The 17731-nt window shown below is 48.8% G+C and carries 16 protein-coding genes, 1 other RNA gene and 1 pseudogene; 6 read left to right on the top strand and 12 right to left on the bottom strand.

From position 1 onward, the window contains the following. Nucleotides 1–12 precede the first annotated feature (12 nt). From NDI34_RS18605 to NDI34_RS18590, 4 genes are all read left to right on the top strand, one after another. Nucleotides 13–594 carry a sigma-70 family RNA polymerase sigma factor gene (locus NDI34_RS18605; RefSeq protein WP_348233462.1) on the top strand — a complete coding sequence of 194 codons (582 nt, stop codon included), beginning with the start codon at nucleotides 13–15 and terminating at the stop codon, nucleotides 592–594. Continuing rightward, the gene (locus tag NDI34_RS18600) at nucleotides 591–953 is read left to right on the top strand and encodes a hypothetical protein (RefSeq protein ID WP_190678554.1); all 363 of its coding nucleotides are present in this window, start codon (nucleotides 591–593) and stop codon (nucleotides 951–953) included. The genes NDI34_RS18605 and NDI34_RS18600 overlap by 4 nt, the downstream gene beginning before the upstream one ends. Nucleotides 954–1095: 142 nt before the next feature. Next, on the top strand, nucleotides 1096–1608 hold the full coding sequence (locus NDI34_RS18595; RefSeq protein WP_348233448.1) for a Spy/CpxP family protein refolding chaperone: 513 nt from the start codon (nucleotides 1096–1098) through the stop codon (nucleotides 1606–1608). Nucleotides 1609–1641: 33 nt separating this feature from the next. Beyond that, nucleotides 1642–2274, top strand: coding sequence for a YqiA/YcfP family alpha/beta fold hydrolase (locus NDI34_RS18590; RefSeq protein WP_348233447.1), 633 nt, complete (start codon nucleotides 1642–1644; stop codon nucleotides 2272–2274). 579 nt (nucleotides 2275–2853) lie between these two features. On the opposite strand, the gene NDI34_RS18585 is transcribed toward NDI34_RS18590, so the two are convergent. From NDI34_RS18585 to NDI34_RS18555, 7 genes are all read right to left on the bottom strand, one after another. Continuing rightward, the gene (locus NDI34_RS18585; RefSeq protein ID WP_348233446.1) at nucleotides 2854–3876 is read right to left on the bottom strand and encodes a hypothetical protein; all 1023 of its coding nucleotides are present in this window, start codon (nucleotides 3874–3876) and stop codon (nucleotides 2854–2856) included. An 866-nt stretch (nucleotides 3877–4742) separates the two neighbouring features. Next, complete coding sequence (locus NDI34_RS18580) at nucleotides 4743–5564, bottom strand: peptidoglycan-binding domain-containing protein (protein ID WP_190536096.1); 822 nt, start codon at nucleotides 5562–5564, stop codon at nucleotides 4743–4745. A 150-nt stretch (nucleotides 5565–5714) separates the two neighbouring features. Next, entirely contained in the window at nucleotides 5715–6995 is a 1281-nt protein-coding gene (locus NDI34_RS18575; RefSeq protein ID WP_190414569.1) for a pitrilysin family protein, read from the bottom strand. A gap of 111 nt (nucleotides 6996–7106) precedes the next feature. Continuing rightward, nucleotides 7107–8375, bottom strand: a complete 1269-nt coding sequence (locus NDI34_RS18570; protein WP_348233445.1) for a pitrilysin family protein — start codon at nucleotides 8373–8375, stop codon at nucleotides 7107–7109. Nucleotides 8376–8571: 196 nt separating this feature from the next. Further along, nucleotides 8572–8753: non-coding RNA, 6S RNA (gene ssrS / locus NDI34_RS18565), on the bottom strand. A 319-nt stretch (nucleotides 8754–9072) separates the two neighbouring features. Beyond that, nucleotides 9073–10245: a 5-(carboxyamino)imidazole ribonucleotide synthase gene (locus NDI34_RS18560; RefSeq protein ID WP_348233444.1), complete on the bottom strand. Its 1173-nt coding sequence runs from the start codon at nucleotides 10243–10245 to the stop codon at nucleotides 9073–9075. Further along, the gene (locus NDI34_RS18555; RefSeq protein WP_190682082.1) at nucleotides 10242–10733 is read right to left on the bottom strand and encodes a pentapeptide repeat-containing protein; all 492 of its coding nucleotides are present in this window, start codon (nucleotides 10731–10733) and stop codon (nucleotides 10242–10244) included. Before NDI34_RS18555 ends, NDI34_RS18560 begins: the two co-directional genes overlap by 4 nt. Nucleotides 10734–10854: 121 nt before the next feature. On the opposite strand from NDI34_RS18555, the gene NDI34_RS18550 reads away from it, so the two are divergent. Further along, complete coding sequence (locus NDI34_RS18550; protein ID WP_190412944.1) at nucleotides 10855–11205, top strand: phage holin family protein; 351 nt, start codon at nucleotides 10855–10857, stop codon at nucleotides 11203–11205. A 1-nt stretch (nucleotide 11206) separates the two neighbouring features. Here the strand turns inward: NDI34_RS18550 and cobJ are convergent, their stop codons facing one another. From cobJ to NDI34_RS18530, 4 genes are all read right to left on the bottom strand, one after another. Further along, nucleotides 11207–13159, bottom strand: a complete 1953-nt coding sequence (cobJ, locus tag NDI34_RS18545) for a precorrin-3B C(17)-methyltransferase (protein WP_348233443.1) — start codon at nucleotides 13157–13159, stop codon at nucleotides 11207–11209. Nucleotides 13160–13248: 89 nt separating this feature from the next. Continuing rightward, nucleotides 13249–14616 (bottom strand): C1 family peptidase, encoded by a 1368-nt coding sequence (locus NDI34_RS18540; RefSeq protein WP_348233442.1) that lies wholly within the window; start codon nucleotides 14614–14616, stop codon nucleotides 13249–13251. A 273-nt stretch (nucleotides 14617–14889) separates the two neighbouring features. Further along, on the bottom strand, nucleotides 14890–16506 hold the full coding sequence (locus NDI34_RS18535; protein WP_190984729.1) for an NAD(P)H-quinone oxidoreductase subunit N: 1617 nt from the start codon (nucleotides 16504–16506) through the stop codon (nucleotides 14890–14892). A gap of 83 nt (nucleotides 16507–16589) precedes the next feature. Next, complete coding sequence (locus tag NDI34_RS18530) at nucleotides 16590–16781, bottom strand: hypothetical protein (protein WP_190678533.1); 192 nt, start codon at nucleotides 16779–16781, stop codon at nucleotides 16590–16592. A gap of 12 nt (nucleotides 16782–16793) precedes the next feature. Here NDI34_RS18530 and NDI34_RS18525 point away from each other — a divergent pair, with 12 nt between their 5' ends. Further along, nucleotides 16794–17354, top strand: coding sequence for a Uma2 family endonuclease (locus tag NDI34_RS18525; RefSeq protein ID WP_190526385.1), 561 nt, complete (start codon nucleotides 16794–16796; stop codon nucleotides 17352–17354). An 85-nt stretch (nucleotides 17355–17439) separates the two neighbouring features. Here the strand turns inward: NDI34_RS18525 and NDI34_RS18520 are convergent. Beyond that, nucleotides 17440–17619, bottom strand: a pseudogene (locus NDI34_RS18520) (hypothetical protein); the annotation flags it as partial. Between the last annotated feature and the right edge of the window lie 112 nt (nucleotides 17620–17731).

Raw genomic sequence — 17731 nt, 5'->3', positions numbered from 1 at the left:
ATCAATGCGCTAATGGGCGATCAACCCAACGAAAAACTCCATCTCGACACCGATGCTTACCTGGTAAAGCGGTGTCAAGAAGGCAACAAGCAGAGCTTTCAGCAACTCTACCAGCGCCATCAGCAGCGCGTTAGATCAACTCTTTACCAACTCTGCGGTACCTCATACTTAGATGATTTGGTGCAAGAAGTCTTCTTACGCGCTTGGAAGGGATTACCAAAATTGCGGGAAACCGCCCATTTTTCGACTTGGCTTTATCGCATTAGCTGGAATGTCGCTTCCGATCGGCGGCGGCAATTTGCTGTAGAAACCCGAAATTTTGCGTCTTTACAGCAAAGCGCTACCAATGCCTTCCCAAGTCAACAAGAATCTCCCACTCTGATGCACTTACATTATGAAGATTTAGTGCAGCGCGGACTGCAACAGCTAAGTTTCGAGCATCGCGCCGTACTGGTTCTGCACGACTTAGAAGACGTTCCGCAAAAAGAGATTGCAAATATCTTGTCGATTCCAGTTGGCACAGTAAAATCGCGGCTCTTTCATGCTAGAACCTCCATGAGGCAATTTCTCCAGAAGCAAGGAGTCCAACTATGACTCAGTTCCCCGATGATGACAAACCCCTAGTAGAGTTTCTGCGCCAACACCGGGGTTATGTTCCCCCATCTGCACCCGATTTAGAGAGCCAGATTATGCAAGCAGTAGCATCTGCGCCTTCACAGCCGCAATGGCGGCGACAGAGGTGGATTTTACCTTCTGCCCTTGTTGCTAGTCTGTTAGTTAGCTGGGCAGGATACCGCGTGCTGGTGCCTAACACTGCATCGACTGCATCCAAAAACACCGCAGAACTGGAAGCATTTCTGGCGACGAACTGGGATAGTGTTGTCGCGGGTGAAACGCCCGCGTCGTCGAGCAGCCAAGATGCAGAAGCTGATTGGTTGCTCTCAGAAAATTAGCTTTTTTAGGGAATCGGTATGGGTAATAATCAGTTGTCCTGAACGATCTTATTGCTACTGCCTAATGACCAATGAAGAATGGCTAATTGCGTCTTAACGAATTACTAATTACTAATTACTACTAACGACGGAGATTGTTTTCATGTCCCTAAATCGTATTTCTCTGTTAGCGGTTCTCATACTATCTATAGGGAGTGCGGTTGCTCTTGCCGATCCGAATCCCCAATCTTCTCAAACAATTGCCCAAAATTCGCCGGGTGGCCGTCTTCAAAGAGGCAACAAGGATGGACTCCTTCAGCAACTCAATCTTACCCCACAGCAAATGCAGCAAATGCAGGCGATTCGGCAGAAGTATAGAACCCAGATAGCGCCGCGCCAGCAAACTCTACGTCAAGCTCGGCAAGAGCTAGCGACACTGATGAATAGTACAGCTTCCGCCAGCCAAATTCGCTCTAAAAATCAGCAAGTTGAAGAGTTGCAGCAGCAGCTACAAAAGTTGCGGTTTGAAAGTATGTTAGAAATGCGAGAAGTTATGACTCCAGAGCAACGCGCCAAGTTTGTCCAACTGATGCAACAGCGACGACAACAAAAGGGGCAACGGGCGGGGAAAAATAGAGGACAAGGATTTCCAGGTTCGCTGGAGCGAAATTTTTAGCGGTTGATACGCCGGAAACTACTGCCCAATTGGATGCTTGATTATCTTTATCTGCATGGATTTGCCTCTAGTCCCCAGTCAACGAAGGCGATCTATCTGCGCGATCGCTTATCTTCCCTGAAAATCCCCTTGACAATCCCCGATTTCAACCAAGGCGATTTTTCCCATCTGACGATAACTCGGCAAATAAAGCAAGTCGCCGCTGAATTTCCCCCAAACTCAATGCCTGTTACTGTCATAGGCTCCAGTTTGGGGGGGTTAACCGCAGCTTGGGTGGGAGAAAAATACCCCCAGGTTCAGCGGTTAGTGTTGCTAGCTCCGGCTTTTGAGTTTCTGACTCACTGGTTGCTCCGACTGGGGGAAGAACAACTGCAACAATGGCAGACAGAGCAATATTTGCCGGTATATCACTATGGCGAGAAGCGATCGCTTCCTCTGCACTACCAGTTCGTCACCGACGCCGCCCAATATCAAGACGAACAGCTACAGCGCCCCATTCCTACTCTGCTTCTGCATGGGCGTCACGATGAAGTGATTCCAATTGCAGCTAGCCGCAACTACGCCGCCTCACGCCCTTGGGTTAAATTTATCGAACTAGAGGACGATCACAGTTTAGGAAACGTCCTGCCTGAAATTTGGGAATTGATAAAAGCTTTCTGCCAGTAATACTAATTTGTTTAGCCACGCCTTTAGGCGTTCCGCTTCAGTATAAAAACTAAAACCCGCCTAGGCTACTGGCGGGTTTATGAACGAGCTATAAATGGTCAGGTTAGTCAAACGAAAGAGGAAAATTTCAAGAAAAGTTGACGAAACCAAAAACTAACTCTACTAGGGTGGACTTAATTCGCAACAAACCTTTTCTAACTATCTTGCATTCCCTACGCCGATTCAGGCAATGATCTAGATCCGCGACCAACAGTTCAAATTCAAAAAGAAGCGAATGAACTTCAGCGCGATCGCTACATTTATTAGAGAAATACAACCGAGATTCGGTGTTGCGTTGGATAAGAGCGGGAGACACAGGCTCGAATCCGAAAACTTGGTGTCGAAGGTTCTTACTTCGTTGTGCCTATATTTAAATTAGCACTTGATTCTCCAACCTAACTCGTTCGTTAAATTAAATTCATATCCCTTTATGTGTCGAAATCTTTAAAAATGCTAGTTCAAAAATGAAAGATTTGCGATACACCGATGACAAAGCCCCCTCCAATATTAGGAGGGGGCTAGATTGCAAAATTTTAGTCGTTATTGACCCGTACTGCTTGACCCACCAGTTGTAGAACTGCTTCCCGGTGTGGTGCCGGTGGTTCCATTGGTGGTCGAACTGCTTCCCGGTGTGGTGCCGGTGGTTCCATTGGTGGTCGAACTGCTTCCCGGTGTAGTGCCGGTGGTTCCGTTGGTGGTAGCACCGCTATTCGGTGTGGTGCCGGTGGTTCCATTGGTGGTAGCACCGCTATTCGGTGTGGTGCCGGTGGTTCCATTGGTGGTAGCACCGCTATTCGGTGTGGTGCCAGTTGGATTTTGGGTGCCTGGGGTGGTGCCAGAAGTATTCGTTCGAGTTGAGTTCTGACGCACTGAAGGCGCGGTTAGAGTTGTACTAGGACTTGATTGAGTAGTCCCAGAAGTATTCGTTCGAGTTGAGTTCGACGGTTGAGAAGGCGTTACGTTAATATTTGTCTGATTTCGAGTCGGTTGTTGCCCGGAACTCGGAGGAACTGTAATGTTTACATTTGGCGCTCTTTGAGCAGGCGGTGCGTTTTGTGTCTGAGGAACCTGAATCACCGTAGGAGCCTTCTCAACTGTGGTTCTTTCGATAATTCTCTCTTGTGTAGGCTGTTGAGAAGCGCCCGATGAAGACGTATCTGGTGCAGTTGAGTTCGGTGCAACAGAAGCTGAAGGTGAAGGGGAAGGTACGGGAACCACCACAGGCGCAGGCGCAGTGTACTCTTCTACCTGCTGATTTCGTTGGTTGAGGAAGTAGAGGGCACCGAGGGTCAACCCTAGCAGAGAGGTGAGGGCAATCCCTATCAACAAGCCTCTGGCGGCATTATTATTATCGCGGATTTCTTGTCCTTCCTCGTTGACGCGGCGCTCGGAAACGCGACCGTGGACATAACCATCTCGATAGGAGGTCACTTTGCCTGGGTCTACAGTGCCATTCCCGTGAACCGTGTTAGTTGGGCCAACCGGATTATGGGGAGAAACCGGCTGATTTGGGTTCTGGGGAACTTCACGGTTATCGTTATTGCGATTTTGTAGGTTAGACATGAGTATTACTACAACTCCTGAATGGTTTAAAGGCAGAAAAGGATGTTTAAAACTGTTTATGGTCAGTAGATTTGAGCAACGCTGTCTCAACCAAGCCTAGCTAGCAAGGTTAGGAGCCTACCTCGCGCAGAGTTAGAAACATTGTTTTCAATGTCCCCTGTCCTGCTTGTTATTGAGGTGCTGGAACGAGTTCCTGAATTTCCTGAATATTTATCTACAGTTCTTTCAAAGATGGTTGTCTTTTTCTCGATGCTTTGAGAGGGACTGTCATTGGGAACAGGCACAGAGGGTAGAGAAGATTCATTTCGCTGAGCAACGAAGAACAGAGTTCCAACGAGGAAACTTACAATCGATGTGAAAGCAAGATTCATCAGCAAATTAGTCAAGGCATTGGTATTCTCATCAACGAGATAGCTCTGTTCCTGAAAACGACGTTCAGAATTGCGACCTTTAAGGTACTCATTCTGGTAGGAAACCCGTTCAGAATTGCCTCTACCCTGATAGACCGATTTAGGCCTTTGATTGTTATCGGTTTTAGGGTGGTTGTACATGAATGTCGATCGAACTCTTTGTGTCAATCAGGAAACCGAGAAGACCCTGATTTTTTTAGATTGATTGGCAACTACAAGCTAAGAAAGTTATTTACTTAGCTGTTTTGTCTTTATAAGCAATACGATATCCGTTAGTCTTGCCTGAATCTCTCTATCTGAGAATGGATTGTCTCCTCCATCCAAGGATTGAGATCGAAAAATCGAAAGGAAGAAGTCCGTGAAAACAGCACGCAGTTGTTCAAAAAAGCTTAAAAAAACCGTTTTCATCAAGAAAACGGATTTGTGTCATTTTATTTTTTTATAATTGCTATTTAATTAACGCAGCAAAACGTTCCAAGTCGCTGGACCCACTACACCGTCGGCGTCTAGCTTAAATCTTTGTTGAGCAGCTTTTACCGCAGTTTGAGTCGTTGCATCAAAGACACCATTCACCGTTCCTTTGAAAAAGCCAAGGGTTCGCAGGCGCTGTTGCAAACTGGTAACGGCTGGGCCTTGCGTTCCCAGCCTCAGAACTGGAAAATCGAGCTGTCTGGGCTGCTGCGGGTTCGTCCGTGTCTGAGAGCTAGGAGCAGCGGTTGTGGAACGGTTAGCGGTGGTTCTGGCAGCGATTGCCGGACGGTTGGGGGTTCTGGCAGTCGTTGCCGGACTGTTGGAGGCTGGAACATTCACACTGGGACGGGAAGTTGCCGCGGGTCTGGGATTGGCAGCGGTGTTTGTCGTAGTTGGGACGGGAAAAGATGCTGCCCCAGTGGTAGAAATTGTTGAAGCTGAAGGAGACGGGATAACCAGTGGCGTCGCGGCTGCTGTAGATTCCGATGGTGGGGCGACTGGAAATAAACGCTTCCAGGTTTCTGCACCCACGATTCCATCCGGTGCTAAACCAGCGGCTTGCTGAAAACGGGAAACTGCGATCGCGGTATTTTCCCCGTACACGCCATTTACGTCGCCATTATAGTAACCCAATAGTTTAAGGGCTGCCTGGAGTTCCGCTACTTCTGTTCCTTGGCTACCGGGTCGTAACGTTTGCCGAGTAACGGTTGCGGATGGAAATGTTTGGGCGATTTCTTTGGCATCACTGGGGATCGCCATAAAAGGTAAAAGTAAAAAGGCAAAAGGCAAAAGAATGTTTTTTTTCATTTTTACTTTTTCCTCTTGAGTTTACAAAAAGGCAAAAGGATGTTTTTTTCATCGCTTTTTCCTCTTGACTTTACAACGCGATTGGAAAAAGCGAAAAGGTTCAAGAAAAAATCTTTCATTTTTACTTTGTCTTTTTACTTTTTTCCTTTTTTAATTTTTAATGTCTAATTTTTCGGCTGGACCAACGAGAGAGACATAAGGTTCGGTAAAATACCGGGAAGCCACTTTTTGGATCAACTCTGGGGTGACGCTGGTAACTTTTTCCTGAAACTCGGTATCAAACTCAATTCCCAGCCCCAAAATTTCGTACCAGCCGAAAACTTGAGCCAGCTGAGCATTGGTTTGTTTGCCGAGAGCGTATTGACCAAGCAGCTTGTTTTTGGCAGCTTGTAGCTCCCGATCGCTCAGTTGAGTGGTGCAAAGGCGTTCCACTTCAGTTCGCAAGCCTTCATAGGCGATCGCGGTGTTTTCCGGTGCCGTGCCCATATATACCACAAACTGAGAGGTTTCTAGCCGAGTCGGATAAAAAGCTGAGACATCGTAAGCCAATCCCCGCTTCTCGCGCAGTTCCACAAACAAGCGGCTAGAAAGACCGTTGCCCAAGTAAGTATTGAGCAGTTTCAGGCAGGCGTAGTCGGTTTCTTGCACGGATGGCGCGACGTAGCCCAGCATCACGATGGATTGCTGCGTATCTTGTGGGGTAGCGCAAGAAATGGGTTCAGGGGTGATTTGGGGCAGACTGAGGGTAGGTAGAGGGGTGGTTCCACTCTGCCAATCTCCAAACACTTGATTAACCAAATCAGTGGCGTCTTGGGGAGTCAGGCGACCGGCAATACTGATAACTAGGTTATCGGGACGGAAATACGTCTGATGGTAATGCTGGAGGTCAGCGCGGCTTAAACCAGAGACGGTAGCTTCGGTGCCCAGGCTGGAGAATCCGTAGGGATGATTCTGGTACATGGCTTGCCGCAGCTGGTCGAAGGCGATGGTGAACGGCTGTTCCTGCTGGGAGCGAATATCCTGCAAAGCGAGACGCCGTTCCAGTTCCACCTCGGCTTCTGGAAAGCTAGGCGATCGCAATAATTCCCCTGCCAGTTGCAACATCTCCGGAAAATCTGCGGATACTGTTTTGAGACTCAGCAAGAAATAATCCGCAGCCGCATCAGCACCGAGACTGGCTCCCACTGACTCTACTTGCTCGGCAATTTCTAGGGAAGAAAGGCGATCGGTTCCTTTGGTGAGTACCGTGGATAGCAGGTGAGAAAGTCCAGCTTTTTCTCGTGGCTCCCACCGACCTCCAACCCGTGCAAAAATTCGACCAGCAATGATATCAGCCGCTGGATTTTCCACCGTAATTAATACGATGCCGTTGTCTAAAACACTGCGGTGGATAGTTGGGTTGGCGAGCGATCGCGTCACACTTTGAGTCATTCGTTGTAGAGTCCTTAGTCATTGATCGTCGGCGATGAGTCATCGATCGTGAGTGCTAGGAACAACTTACGACTCGCTAATGACGAATGACTCATCACTCCTCTCCTCAAGCTAACAAGGTTTGAGGATTGTGACCGCATAGCGGTACGGGGAGAGATACTGCTGTGCCAGCTGCTGAAGTTCTGTGTTCTCAAAAGACTGTATTTTTTCGGGATAAGTCGTGGCGACTTCAGCCGCTGCAATGGTGTTGTAATAGCCATACAACCCCGCTAGCTGGCTGGGTGCTTCTGTAGAAAAAGCATAGTCATTCGACAGCAGGCGTTTACAGCGAGAAAGTTCTCCCTCGGAAACAGGAGCGTTTTGCAACTCGGAGATCGCATCGCCAATGATTGCCTCTACTCGATCTAGATTCTCTGGTGCGAGGCAGGCACTAATCGTAAACAAACTGGAATCCCGTTGTAGGGAGAAACTACTACTAATGTTCTGGACTAATTGCTGCTGTTCTCGCAAGTTCCTGATCAGCCGGGAAGACCGCCCTTCTGCCAACAGTACCGAGATCAAGTCTAAGCCGTAGGCATTTCGCAACTGCTCTACACCGGGTCCCACCCATGCCATCATCAGACGAGCTTGTCCTAGCCTAGGTAAGTGGATTTCCTGACGCCGAATTTCTATCATCGGAGGTTCGGCTTCGGCTTCAGCCAGAGGACATTCCAACGGCGGGGCGAAGTGCTGGAACGAGCGATTTACCAGTTCTAGTGCAGGTTCTTTCTCAACTCCCCCAACAATGACGACGGTCATGTTTTCCGGCTGGTAGTGGGAGCGATGGAAGCGACGCATCTCTTGGGGCGATCGCTCCATCAGATGCGCTTCTGTTCCTAAGATGGGACGCCCGTAAGGATGGCGTTGGTAAATACTTTCTGTCAGGGCTTGGAATCCAATAAAATCAGGATCGTCATAACTCTGGCGGATTTCCTCCAAAACTACATCGCGTTCCCGAATAAATTCTTCTTCTGGGATCGCCGCGTTTAAGAGAATATCTGCCAGAGCAGGCAAGGTATTTTCTAAATACTGAGCGGCTGTAACAATAAAGAAATGGGCGTAGTCGTGGCTGGTCGCCGCGTTCGTCATGCCGCCGGTATTTTCAATTACTTGGTCAAATACACCGGGCGGCAGTCGGTCGGTGCCTTTGAAAATCATGTGTTCCAGAAAGTGAGCCATTCCCGACCACTCTTCTGTCTCAGCGATCGCCCCCGCCCGCACCCAAACATCTACCACAACCACTGGTGTCGCTGGGATGTGTTGATAAATCACTGTTAAGCCGTTGTCCAGCTTGAATACCTCAGCTGGAAATTTTGAAGTAGTATTTAAGAGTTGCAACAAACTTTTTATTTTCTAACTGTAGTTAGATACGAATTCAATTATCCTAGCGCCTAACGCTAAATAATTATCATTTGTCGATCCAAAGTTGGCACCTTTGCATCCATTATTTAAGAAATACAATCAAAATTTAAAACTTTCAGCCAAGTAAGATACAAAAATCCCCTTATCTCTTGGACAAGGGGATTTTAATTCTATGAGGTTCACCGCAACGCCGTTTTACCTCAGTTTATGACCTGGATAAACCAGGTGGGCACCTAATGTCTGACTTAAAGTTTCCGGGTACTTGCCCGGTCTACTGCTGTCAAAGCTTTTTGGTTCCCGTTAGAACAAGGCAAGATCAAAAAACGTTATTGGCAGTCACCAACGCCGCAGCCTAACCTAAAAATTATTATAGCAAAGGAGCTAGGCCGTGGGGGAGTAGAAGAATCTCATTTAGTTCCCCTCTCCTGTGTTCACTCCTAACCCATACCTCCCAACCTCTAACTCCTAACTCCTAACTCCTCAGCCCTCAGTCCTCAGTCCTCAGTCCTCAGTCCTAACTCCTAACTCCTCAGCCCTCAGTCCTCAGTCCTCAGTCCTCAGTCCTAACTCCTAACTCCTCAGCCCTCAGTCCTCAGTCCTCAGTCCTAACTCTTCAGCCCTCAGTCCTCAGTCCTCAGTCCTCAGTCCTCAGTCTTCAGTCCTCAGTCCTCTTCCCTCATTCCTCTGAATACCAGATAGATTCAATGGTTTGAGCGATTGCTTCTGCCTCAGAACGGTCGGCTGTTTCTAGCAAAACGGTGACGTGACCGAGTTTTCGACCGGGACGAGATTCGGTTTTGCCGTACCAGTGGACGTGAGTGTGAGATAACTCAGCTAGCTGTTGCCGTTTGGCAAGATAATCGCTCTGAGAATGCTCGTAACCGAGTAAATTTACCATGACAGCACCCGCACTTTTGAGAGCGGGACTGCCTAAAGGGAGACCGCTGACGGCTCTAAGTTGCTGCTCAAATTGAGAAGTTTCGCAGGCATCCAGGGTGAAGTGTCCGGAGTTGTGAGTGCGGGGGGCAATTTCATTGACCAACACTTTTCCGGCTGGAGTTAAAAATAGCTCAATGCCAAAGACGCCAACCGCTTGCAGGCTATCTAGAAGCGTATGTGCGATCGCTTTCACCTCTTGTTCCACCGTTAGCGTAATTGCCGCGGGCACTAAGACACGCCGACACACTTGATCGACCTGCTGAGTTTCTACGACTGGGTAAGTCACCACCTCGCCTGCGGCAGAACGAGCGGCAATAATCGCTAATTCTCGCTCAAAAGGCACAAATTCTTCTAACAACACTGGCGCATATTTCAGTCGCTGCCAAGTTGACTCTAGGGCGTGGCTATCTTTAATAATGAAGGTGCCTTGACCATCGTAGCCGCCGCGTCGGGCTTTTAGAACGACGGGAAAATCCAGGTCTTGGAGGTTCAAGGGGTGAGTGAAGGATTTTGAAAGATTGACTTCCTGATTCTCGGCGTCTCCCTCCAGCGTTGTAAAACTGGGAGTTGGCAAGCCGATATCTTCTAAATAGCAGCGCTGATCGTATTTATCTAACAGCGGGGCTAATACTTCCAGCTTAGGGCGAAAGCAGACGCCTTGCTGGACAAGAGAATCTAAAGCGTTCAGGTTAATAAATTCGTTTTCAAAAGTAATGACATCGCAGCGAGACGCTAACTCGGCTGTAGCGGCAGCATCATCAATGGGAGCAAAAATGGTGGAAGATGCGATCGCGACCGCTGGATCGCTCGGATTGGGCGTTTGCACCACCAATTCAATCTCCAATGCCTCCGCTGCACCTGCCATCATCCAGGCTAGCTGTCCCCCCCCAATTACTCCTACACGCTTCATCGACACCCCAAAGACTCACGAGTTGCGATACCAGTTTTAGAATTTACACCAGATGCTTTAATACAGAGTTCTTTTATTTGCGCCCCATCTAAAATTGCATCGGTGAAGTCCGCACCAGCGATATTTACACCGTCAAATATAGTACGCAATAGGATACTTTCCACCAAAACGGCATCGCTTAAATCCGCGCCGTTGAGTTTTACCTGATCGACCATTGCATTGGTTAAATCTGCCCCGTGTAAATTGGCATTCGTCATCACCGATGCACTAAAAATCGCCCCTTTTAAGTCCGCACCCTCAAAGTTAGCGAGTTCCATGTTGGCATTGGAAAACTCAGCCACCTGCAAAGTTTGACCGGAGAAATCCTTGGCTTTCAGTTCGGCATTGCTATAGGACAAGGGAGGCGGGTAGTATCCTGCTTGGGCTGGAAATGCCCAGATAACGAGAACGATTGTTAGTAGGAACGCAGCGAGTTGCCGAAAGATCATAGAAAAGCGCTTCAAAACACGCTATAGAGTTGGCTATCTTTCAGGTTAGTGTATTCTGGAATCCTTCTAGATGCGAACCAGACCCTTAAAATTGTGAGTGAGCGAGGTTTAAGGAAAGCTTATGCCATACTTTTTAGTGACTTGGCTACTTACAGCGATCGCGCTAATGATTACTGCATACATTGTCCCCGGCTTTACAGTCACAAATTTTCTGGCTGCGCTGGTTGCTGCGATTGTTTTGGGCTTAGTGAATGCAATTGTCAAACCCCTTTTGGTAATTTTGACATTGCCGCTGACGCTCGTGACCCTAGGGTTGTTTCTGTTTGTGATTAACGCCATCACAATTTTGATTGCTGGGGCGATTACTCCCGGTTTTAGTATCGCTGGTTTCGGGCAGGCTTTGATAGGTTCAATTGTTCTGAGTCTAGTGGCTAGTGGGCTAAACTTTTTGTTCAACAGAGAAGCCGAATAAATTAACGGATTTTGGCGTCAAAACCGGCGTCAAAACCCAAGTAGCCGCGGGGGGTAATCATCCAATCGGCGTGGGTGCGAGTGCTGCTATTGCCAATCAGTACCGTTGTCAGCATATCGATGGGAGTATCGAGTAATTTCTCAAGTGTAATCAGAGTAATTTCTTCGTCTTCTCGATAAGCTGATTTCACGATCGCTACCGGCGTTTGGCGATCGCGATATTGCAGAAAGATACTTTGGGCGATCGCGATTTGTTGGGTGCGAGTTTGCGATCGCGGATTATAAAGTGCGGTAACAAAATCTGCTTGCGCGGCGGCTGTCAGGCGCTTTTCAATCACCTCCCAGGGGGTCAGCAAGTCGCTCAAACTAATCGCGCAGAAGTCGTGCATCAAAGGCGCACCCACCCGCGAGGCAGCGGCTTGCAGGGCGGTAATTCCCGGAAACACCTGTACTCCTGGCGTTTTGCCATCCCAGCCTTTTACTTGGAGTTCTTCCATGACTAACCCAGCCATGCCGTAGATGCCGCAATCTCCAGAAGAAACAACCGCTACGGTTAAGCCCCAATTCGCTAATTCTATTGCTCGTTCTGCCCGTTGACGTTCCTGGGTAATCGGTAACGCTTCGACAATCTGTCCGGGACGCAGCAAAGGAGAAATGAGGTCGATATAGAGAGAGTAGCCAATAATGGCGTCAGCGCAGGATACGGCGGTTTGAGCCGCTGGGGTCATTTGGTCTAATTTTCCAGGTCCCGTACCTACTAGCAGTAAACAGCCCGTGCGACCTGTATATTCTCGCTCGGATTGCGCGATCGCGACCGTTACCGCCCCTGGTTGACCTTCTAACTTAAAAACTTGTTTTGCCACTTTCAGCAGTGCAATGCCTTCCGCCCCTACAGAAGCCGCATGAATCGCTGCGGCTTCTGCAACACTGGGTGTTCCGACTTCTGCTTCCACAACCGCTGAGGGCGTGGGGACGCTAACAGAACGCAGGATATCCGCCGGGAAAGTTCGCAAAGGCAAATGGCGATCGCGGCATAATTCCACTAACCCAACTTCATCGGCTTTAATATCGATGGTGGCAATTCCGGCGATCGCTTCTTGGGCTAAGTGATTTTTCTCAAACACCTGCCCAATCGCTATTTCTATCAACGCTTTCGAGGTTCCTCGTTCGCAGCCGATTCCCACCCACAAGACTCTAGGATGCCACTGGACTTTTGGCTGCTCCAATTCTGAGGAAAATTGTCGCCGGGTGGGGCTAATCCAAATCCTCGCCGGGGATGATTTTGGATCATCGGGTTCTTGGTTAGATTCAACAATCTCTGATTGACTGGCGGGATATTCTGGAACCCCAAAATCAAATGGATGATTTTGGGGAAGATGACTTTGCCATAAAGGAGAACCCGCTTCCTGAATGACTTGTACCCGTTCCCCTCTCGCTACCGCTGCACTAACGCCCGTCCAATCTCCCTCGCCTCGATTCCAGCCGAAAGGAACGCCCAGCATATCCACTGCGGGTAGTCCTAAACCAGCGGAGGCACCCGTCAAGACTGGTGTTGCCCCAATCGTAAGCGCGATCGCTTGTGCCAACCGATCCGCCCCTCCCTGATGACCGCTACACAGACTAATCACAAATTGGCTATTTTCATCCACCACGACCACTGCTGGATCGCGGTATTTATCTTGCAACAAGGGTGCAATCAAGCGCACCACTGCTCCAGATGCCAAGCAGAAAACAAAGCCCCGATGCGTATTCCACAACGTCGCTAGGTGGTCTTTGAGGGAACCGCGATAAACTTTGGCTGACGCGATCGCCCTTGCCTCTACAACATCAGTGAGAGACTCTGGAACCCAAAGAGTAGCACCCGTGGATTGACAAAGCGGCTGTAGTTTTTGGGCACCCGTAGGAGTGGTCGCGATCGCGGCTAATGGTTGAAAATCACCTAACAGTAATACCATCGATTGTCTTGAGTTGTTTTGTGACGATTATTTTGCGCGATCGCAAAGCGTATGTCCAAAGGGCTATGGCACTACTCGCTCTCCGGATTTTACTCTTCTTCGAGGGTTTCTGAGTCGTACTCTTCGTCTAGCTCCTCGACATCTTCATCGTATTCCTCTACAGCTTCTTCGTCTTCGTCGTATTCCTCGTCTTCGTATTCTTCGTCTTCTTCTTCTGCGACGGCTTCTATATCCTCTTCTTCTTCGACGTATTCTTCGTCTTCCTCTTCTTCCTCTACAGCTTCTTCATCTTCGTCGTATTCTCCGTCTTCGTCTTCTGCGATGGCTTCTATATCCTCTTCATCTTCGACGTACTCTTCATCTTCGTCTTCGACGTAGTCTTCGTCTTCGGCGACGACTTCTTCATATTCTTCCTCTTCATCCTCGACGTATTCTTCGTCTTCGGCGACGGCTTCTATGTCTTCAACGTCTTCGACGTATTCTTCATCTTCCTCTTCGACATACTCTTCGTCTTCGGCGACGGCTTCTTCGTACTCTTCCTCGTCACTGCCGATGTCGCCGTCTGAAATATCGAGAGCATCGCCAATCAGCGGGATAATGTCATCCAAAAAGGAGGCGTCATCATCACTCCAAACGCCCCGGCTATAGTCGAGGTCAGTGACGCTGCGAATCGTCCAGCAGTCATCGCAATATTCGGGATTGGTCATGTAGTCGTAGGGAATGTAACAGTATCCCTTGTCTCCCCAGTGTGCGCCCCAAGAATTGCGAACCACAAATACCCGATCTTTGTCCGAGTAGCCGACGCACAACATCGCGTGACCGCCTTGAGACTCCTCTCGCTCCGGGTTAGGCATGGGAATCCCCTTATTTCCCTCCCTCATGAACGAATCGAAAAGCTGTAACCCAAAGGCAAACGGATAACCCTCGGCTAGACAATGCTTCATGGCGTACAAATCCACGTCAATTCGCTCAGCATCGTCGATCAAGAATTGGGTTGCTTCCTCATAAGCTTGGTCGTGGGGACGGTGAAACAACCGCTCTGGGTGATAGGGCCAGGTTAACTCAGAACAAGCGCCCATCTTTCGCAATACCTGAATGCAATTGCGAAGTGTTGCTCCAGCGTCTTCATCGATTTCTCCGGCGAGCGATCGCGCATTGTAATAAATAAACAACCGGCTTACATCCCCGGCGGTACCGAGTTGGCGCATTGCCAGGTACTCGTAAGCTCCCGCCATCGCATTCCCCGTGCAACTTCCCACGTCCCCCTGATCTTCTACCGGAGTCAGGTAGTGACGCAAATCGACTCTTGGCGGCAGCTTTTCGGCTTGAAATCGATGCGCCGAGTATTTCTTATCGTTCGCATCCTTTGTGTCGGGTCGATAGCCGCCTAATTTCAACTTTTTGCCGGTCGAATGCTGGACGTAAGCAAGTTTGGGCGAATAGCGAAGATTCGACATAAAACAACCTCTTGGGTCAGCAATCGTTTTATCTGCTCATCTATCTAGGGATAGATTTATGCGCTCATTCTAACTGTCCGCCTGATGAGCGTCCAGGGATGAGAAGCGCCAGTGGATGCGATCGCTCGAAAGCCGAAATACACGCTACATTTCGCCCAAATAGTCAAAACCCGGCTTCTTGAAGAAGCCGGGTTTTCCTAAGAAAGGACTTTTTACGTTTTTTAGGCGAGAGGAGTCCTGCTTATCCCTTGTCCTAACCTTGACGCCAGGATGTTAAATCTTGGCGCTGGAATCAAGCTGAGGCTGGATTTGGCTAACCGAGTCAGCCGGAGGAAGCATAGATTCTAAGGGAGCAAGGTCTTGCGTCGCTACTGTGTTATGCACCGATGCTTGCAGCATTGGCGTGCGGATAATTGAATTATTCGCTAGGGTAAACAACGGGTTAGACAAAATCCCTGCCAAGGATGTCACCACTAACGACACCACTAAAGTCACTTGCAAAGGACGCATTCCCGATATATTCCAGCGAATTTCTGGATAATTCTTCACGGCGTCAGACATTTCTTGGGGTTCTTTTACCACCATCATCTTGACGACACGGATGTAGTAGTAAATCGAGACGACGCTCGTGAGCAACCCTAGTAAGACTAAGCCGTAAACACCCGCCTGCCAACCTGCCCAGAACAGGTAGATTTTTCCGAAGAAGCCAGCCAAGGGCGGAATCCCTCCCAGGGACAGCAGACAAATACTCAAGCACAAGGTCAGAAGCGGGTCTTTTTGATACAGTCCCGCGTATTCGCTAATTTGATCCGTACCCGTTCGCAGGGTGAACAGAATCACGCAGGCGAAGCCTCCCAAGTTCATGAACAGGTAAACCAGCATATAAAACACCATGCTGGCATAACCTTCTTCGGTGCCGGTAATCAAACCGATCATGACGAATCCAGCTTGGGCAATGGAAGAGTAAGCCAGCAGACGTTTCATGCTGGTTTGGGTAAGAGCAACGACGTTACCCAGTATCATGCTCAAGACTGCAAGGGCGGTGAAGACAAAATGCCACTCTTGAGTGACGAGGGGGAAAGCTGTCACCATTAGGCGGATGGCGAGGGCAAATCCAGCGGCTTTTGAACCGACGGAGAGGAAGGCTACAACAGGTGTTGGCGAACCTTCGTAAACGTCGGGTGTCCATTGGTGGAAGGGAACGGCGGCAATTTTGAAGCCAATCCCGGCGATCGCAAAGACTAATGCAATCAGCAGTCCTAAGGATAAGTCAGCGTTCGCGCTGGCAATGCCAGTGGCGATCGCGCTCAACTTCGTTTCTCCTCCCGATAGTCCGTACAGCAGCGAGACACCGTAGAGGAAAATTGCTGTACTCGAAGCGCCAATCAGCAGGTATTTTAACGCTGCTTCATTGGAACGGGGGTCGCGCTTCATGTATCCCGTCATCAGGTAGGACGAGATACTGAGGGTTTCTAAGGCGACAAAAATCGTCACCAACTCATCTGCACCACACAGAATCATTCCCCCAATGGTGGCGCTGAGCATAATCCCAATAAATTCTGCCAGGGAGGTGCCGCTTTGCTCTACGTAGCGGATCGACATCAAAATGGTGACGGCGGTAGACAAGGCAACGATGCCGCGAAAGACGACGCTCATGGCATCGCCGTTGAAGCTACCCAAGAAGCCGATGGTGTTCGTGTTCCCCCATTGATAGTACAAGGCGACGATAGAGGCGAGTAGACCCGCGATCGCGATATAGGGGGTGAAGCGCGAGGACGACCGTCCGATAATCAAGTCAACGACGAGAACTGCCAAAAGGGTGACAATTAAAATCCCCTCAGGCCAGATTGTCCCAACATTCAACTGGGCTGCAAGTTCAGCAAAACTCATGAGATATATAGTTTTGGGTATTTAGGCAGAGAGACTGAGACTCTTAATATTATTTAATTTTATGGCGTTCGGGGTTGCTTGGATTATTGATGAGGGCGATCGCTTTTGGCGTAATGAACTCGAAAGACCCTAAGAACAAGGAAAAAAGACAGGAAAGAGGCGAACTGACTTGTCAGCGCAACGCGCGATCGCGCTGTCGCTAAAATCTCAGTATGGCGATCGCGTGTCTTCGATTCTGTAACGATGACGCCATTGATTTTTTCGAGATTCTGCAAGGGCAAAAACCGATGGTACAGTCTTCTTGGGCTACTGTAACTGATGAAGAATTGATGCTCATCAGTTCTAAAAATCCAGATTTACAATTTGAGCGGAACGCTGACGGGTCATTGGTAATTATGCCGCCAACTGGAGGAATTTCTGGGAATCGAGAACTCAAAGCAGGAGCCTATCTGCTGAATTGGGTGGAAACTCACGATTTAGGAGATGTTTTTGGTCCCAGTACGGGGTTCAAGTTAGCAAATACAGCGATTAAATCGCCGGATGCTGCTTTTGTTGCTAAAGGACGCTTGGCAGAAGATTGGGATCGGCAAGAAGATAGGTTTTTAAATTTGGCTCCCGATTTTGTTATCGAAATTCGTTCTAAATCTGATAGTTTAGAAACGCTCCAGGCAAAGATGCGCGAGTATATCGATAACGGAGTACGTTTGGGATGGTTGTTTGACCGTCAAAATCAGCAAGCTTGGGTGTATCGTCCAGATGGCTCAGTTACCCAATATCCCGCTACAGCGGTTTTGAGTGGTGAGGATGTGGTGCCTGGATTTACGTTACCTGTGCGGAGTTTGCTGTAAGCGCGATCGCGTTTAGAGACATGAACCCCCAAGAAGCACAACCCATATTTTATAGAGACGCGATTTCTCGCATCTGGAGAGGGTGTTAGGTTTGCACAGAAAATTCTTCAGGATCGATTCCCCAATTCACCCAGCCAATCGCTTCACGCGCCGATTTCATATTAGGCGGAACGCGCAAGGCATGAATGTGTCCGGTACTGGGGCAAGTCATTTTTAATAAATATATTGGCTCTACATCGAGCTTATTATCTATTTTTAATAAGGTAACCTGAGTTCGGGTTAAGCCGAAGGGAGGAAAAACGCATTGATATTGAGAGAGGGCTTCTTAGGCTGATGGCAATAGGCAATTAATCCACAGACCAAATTCACCAAGAAAT

This window comes from Trichocoleus sp. DQ-U1 (assembly GCF_039961925.1).
In the GTDB taxonomy this organism is placed as follows: Bacteria; Cyanobacteriota; Cyanobacteriia; order Cyanobacteriales; family FACHB-T130; genus FACHB-T130.
This window is presented reverse-complemented; position numbering and strand designations above follow the sequence as displayed.

Coding starts and splice junctions, on each gene's coding strand:
- NDI34_RS18595 (WP_348233448.1), top strand. CDS start 1,096: ATGTCCCTAAATCGTATTTCTCTGTTAGCGGTTCTCATACTATCTATA.
- NDI34_RS18585 (WP_348233446.1), bottom strand. CDS start 3,876: ATGTCTAACCTACAAAATCGCAATAACGATAACCGTGAAGTTCCCCAG.
- NDI34_RS18580 (WP_190536096.1), bottom strand. CDS start 5,564: ATGAAAAAAAACATTCTTTTGCCTTTTGCCTTTTTACTTTTACCTTTT.
- NDI34_RS18550 (WP_190412944.1), top strand. CDS start 10,855: ATGCCATACTTTTTAGTGACTTGGCTACTTACAGCGATCGCGCTAATG.
- cobJ (WP_348233443.1), bottom strand. CDS start 13,159: ATGGTATTACTGTTAGGTGATTTTCAACCATTAGCCGCGATCGCGACC.
- NDI34_RS18535 (WP_190984729.1), bottom strand. CDS start 16,506: ATGAGTTTTGCTGAACTTGCAGCCCAGTTGAATGTTGGGACAATCTGG.
- NDI34_RS18555 (WP_190682082.1), bottom strand. CDS start 10,733: ATGATCTTTCGGCAACTCGCTGCGTTCCTACTAACAATCGTTCTCGTT.
- NDI34_RS18525 (WP_190526385.1), top strand. CDS start 16,794: ATGGTACAGTCTTCTTGGGCTACTGTAACTGATGAAGAATTGATGCTC.
- NDI34_RS18575 (WP_190414569.1), bottom strand. CDS start 6,995: ATGACTCAAAGTGTGACGCGATCGCTCGCCAACCCAACTATCCACCGC.
- NDI34_RS18560 (WP_348233444.1), bottom strand. CDS start 10,245: ATGAAGCGTGTAGGAGTAATTGGGGGGGGACAGCTAGCCTGGATGATG.
- NDI34_RS18590 (WP_348233447.1), top strand. CDS start 1,642: ATGCTTGATTATCTTTATCTGCATGGATTTGCCTCTAGTCCCCAGTCA.
- NDI34_RS18540 (WP_348233442.1), bottom strand. CDS start 14,616: ATGTCGAATCTTCGCTATTCGCCCAAACTTGCTTACGTCCAGCATTCG.
- NDI34_RS18600 (WP_190678554.1), top strand. CDS start 591: ATGACTCAGTTCCCCGATGATGACAAACCCCTAGTAGAGTTTCTGCGC.
- NDI34_RS18605 (WP_348233462.1), top strand. CDS start 13: ATGGGCGATCAACCCAACGAAAAACTCCATCTCGACACCGATGCTTAC.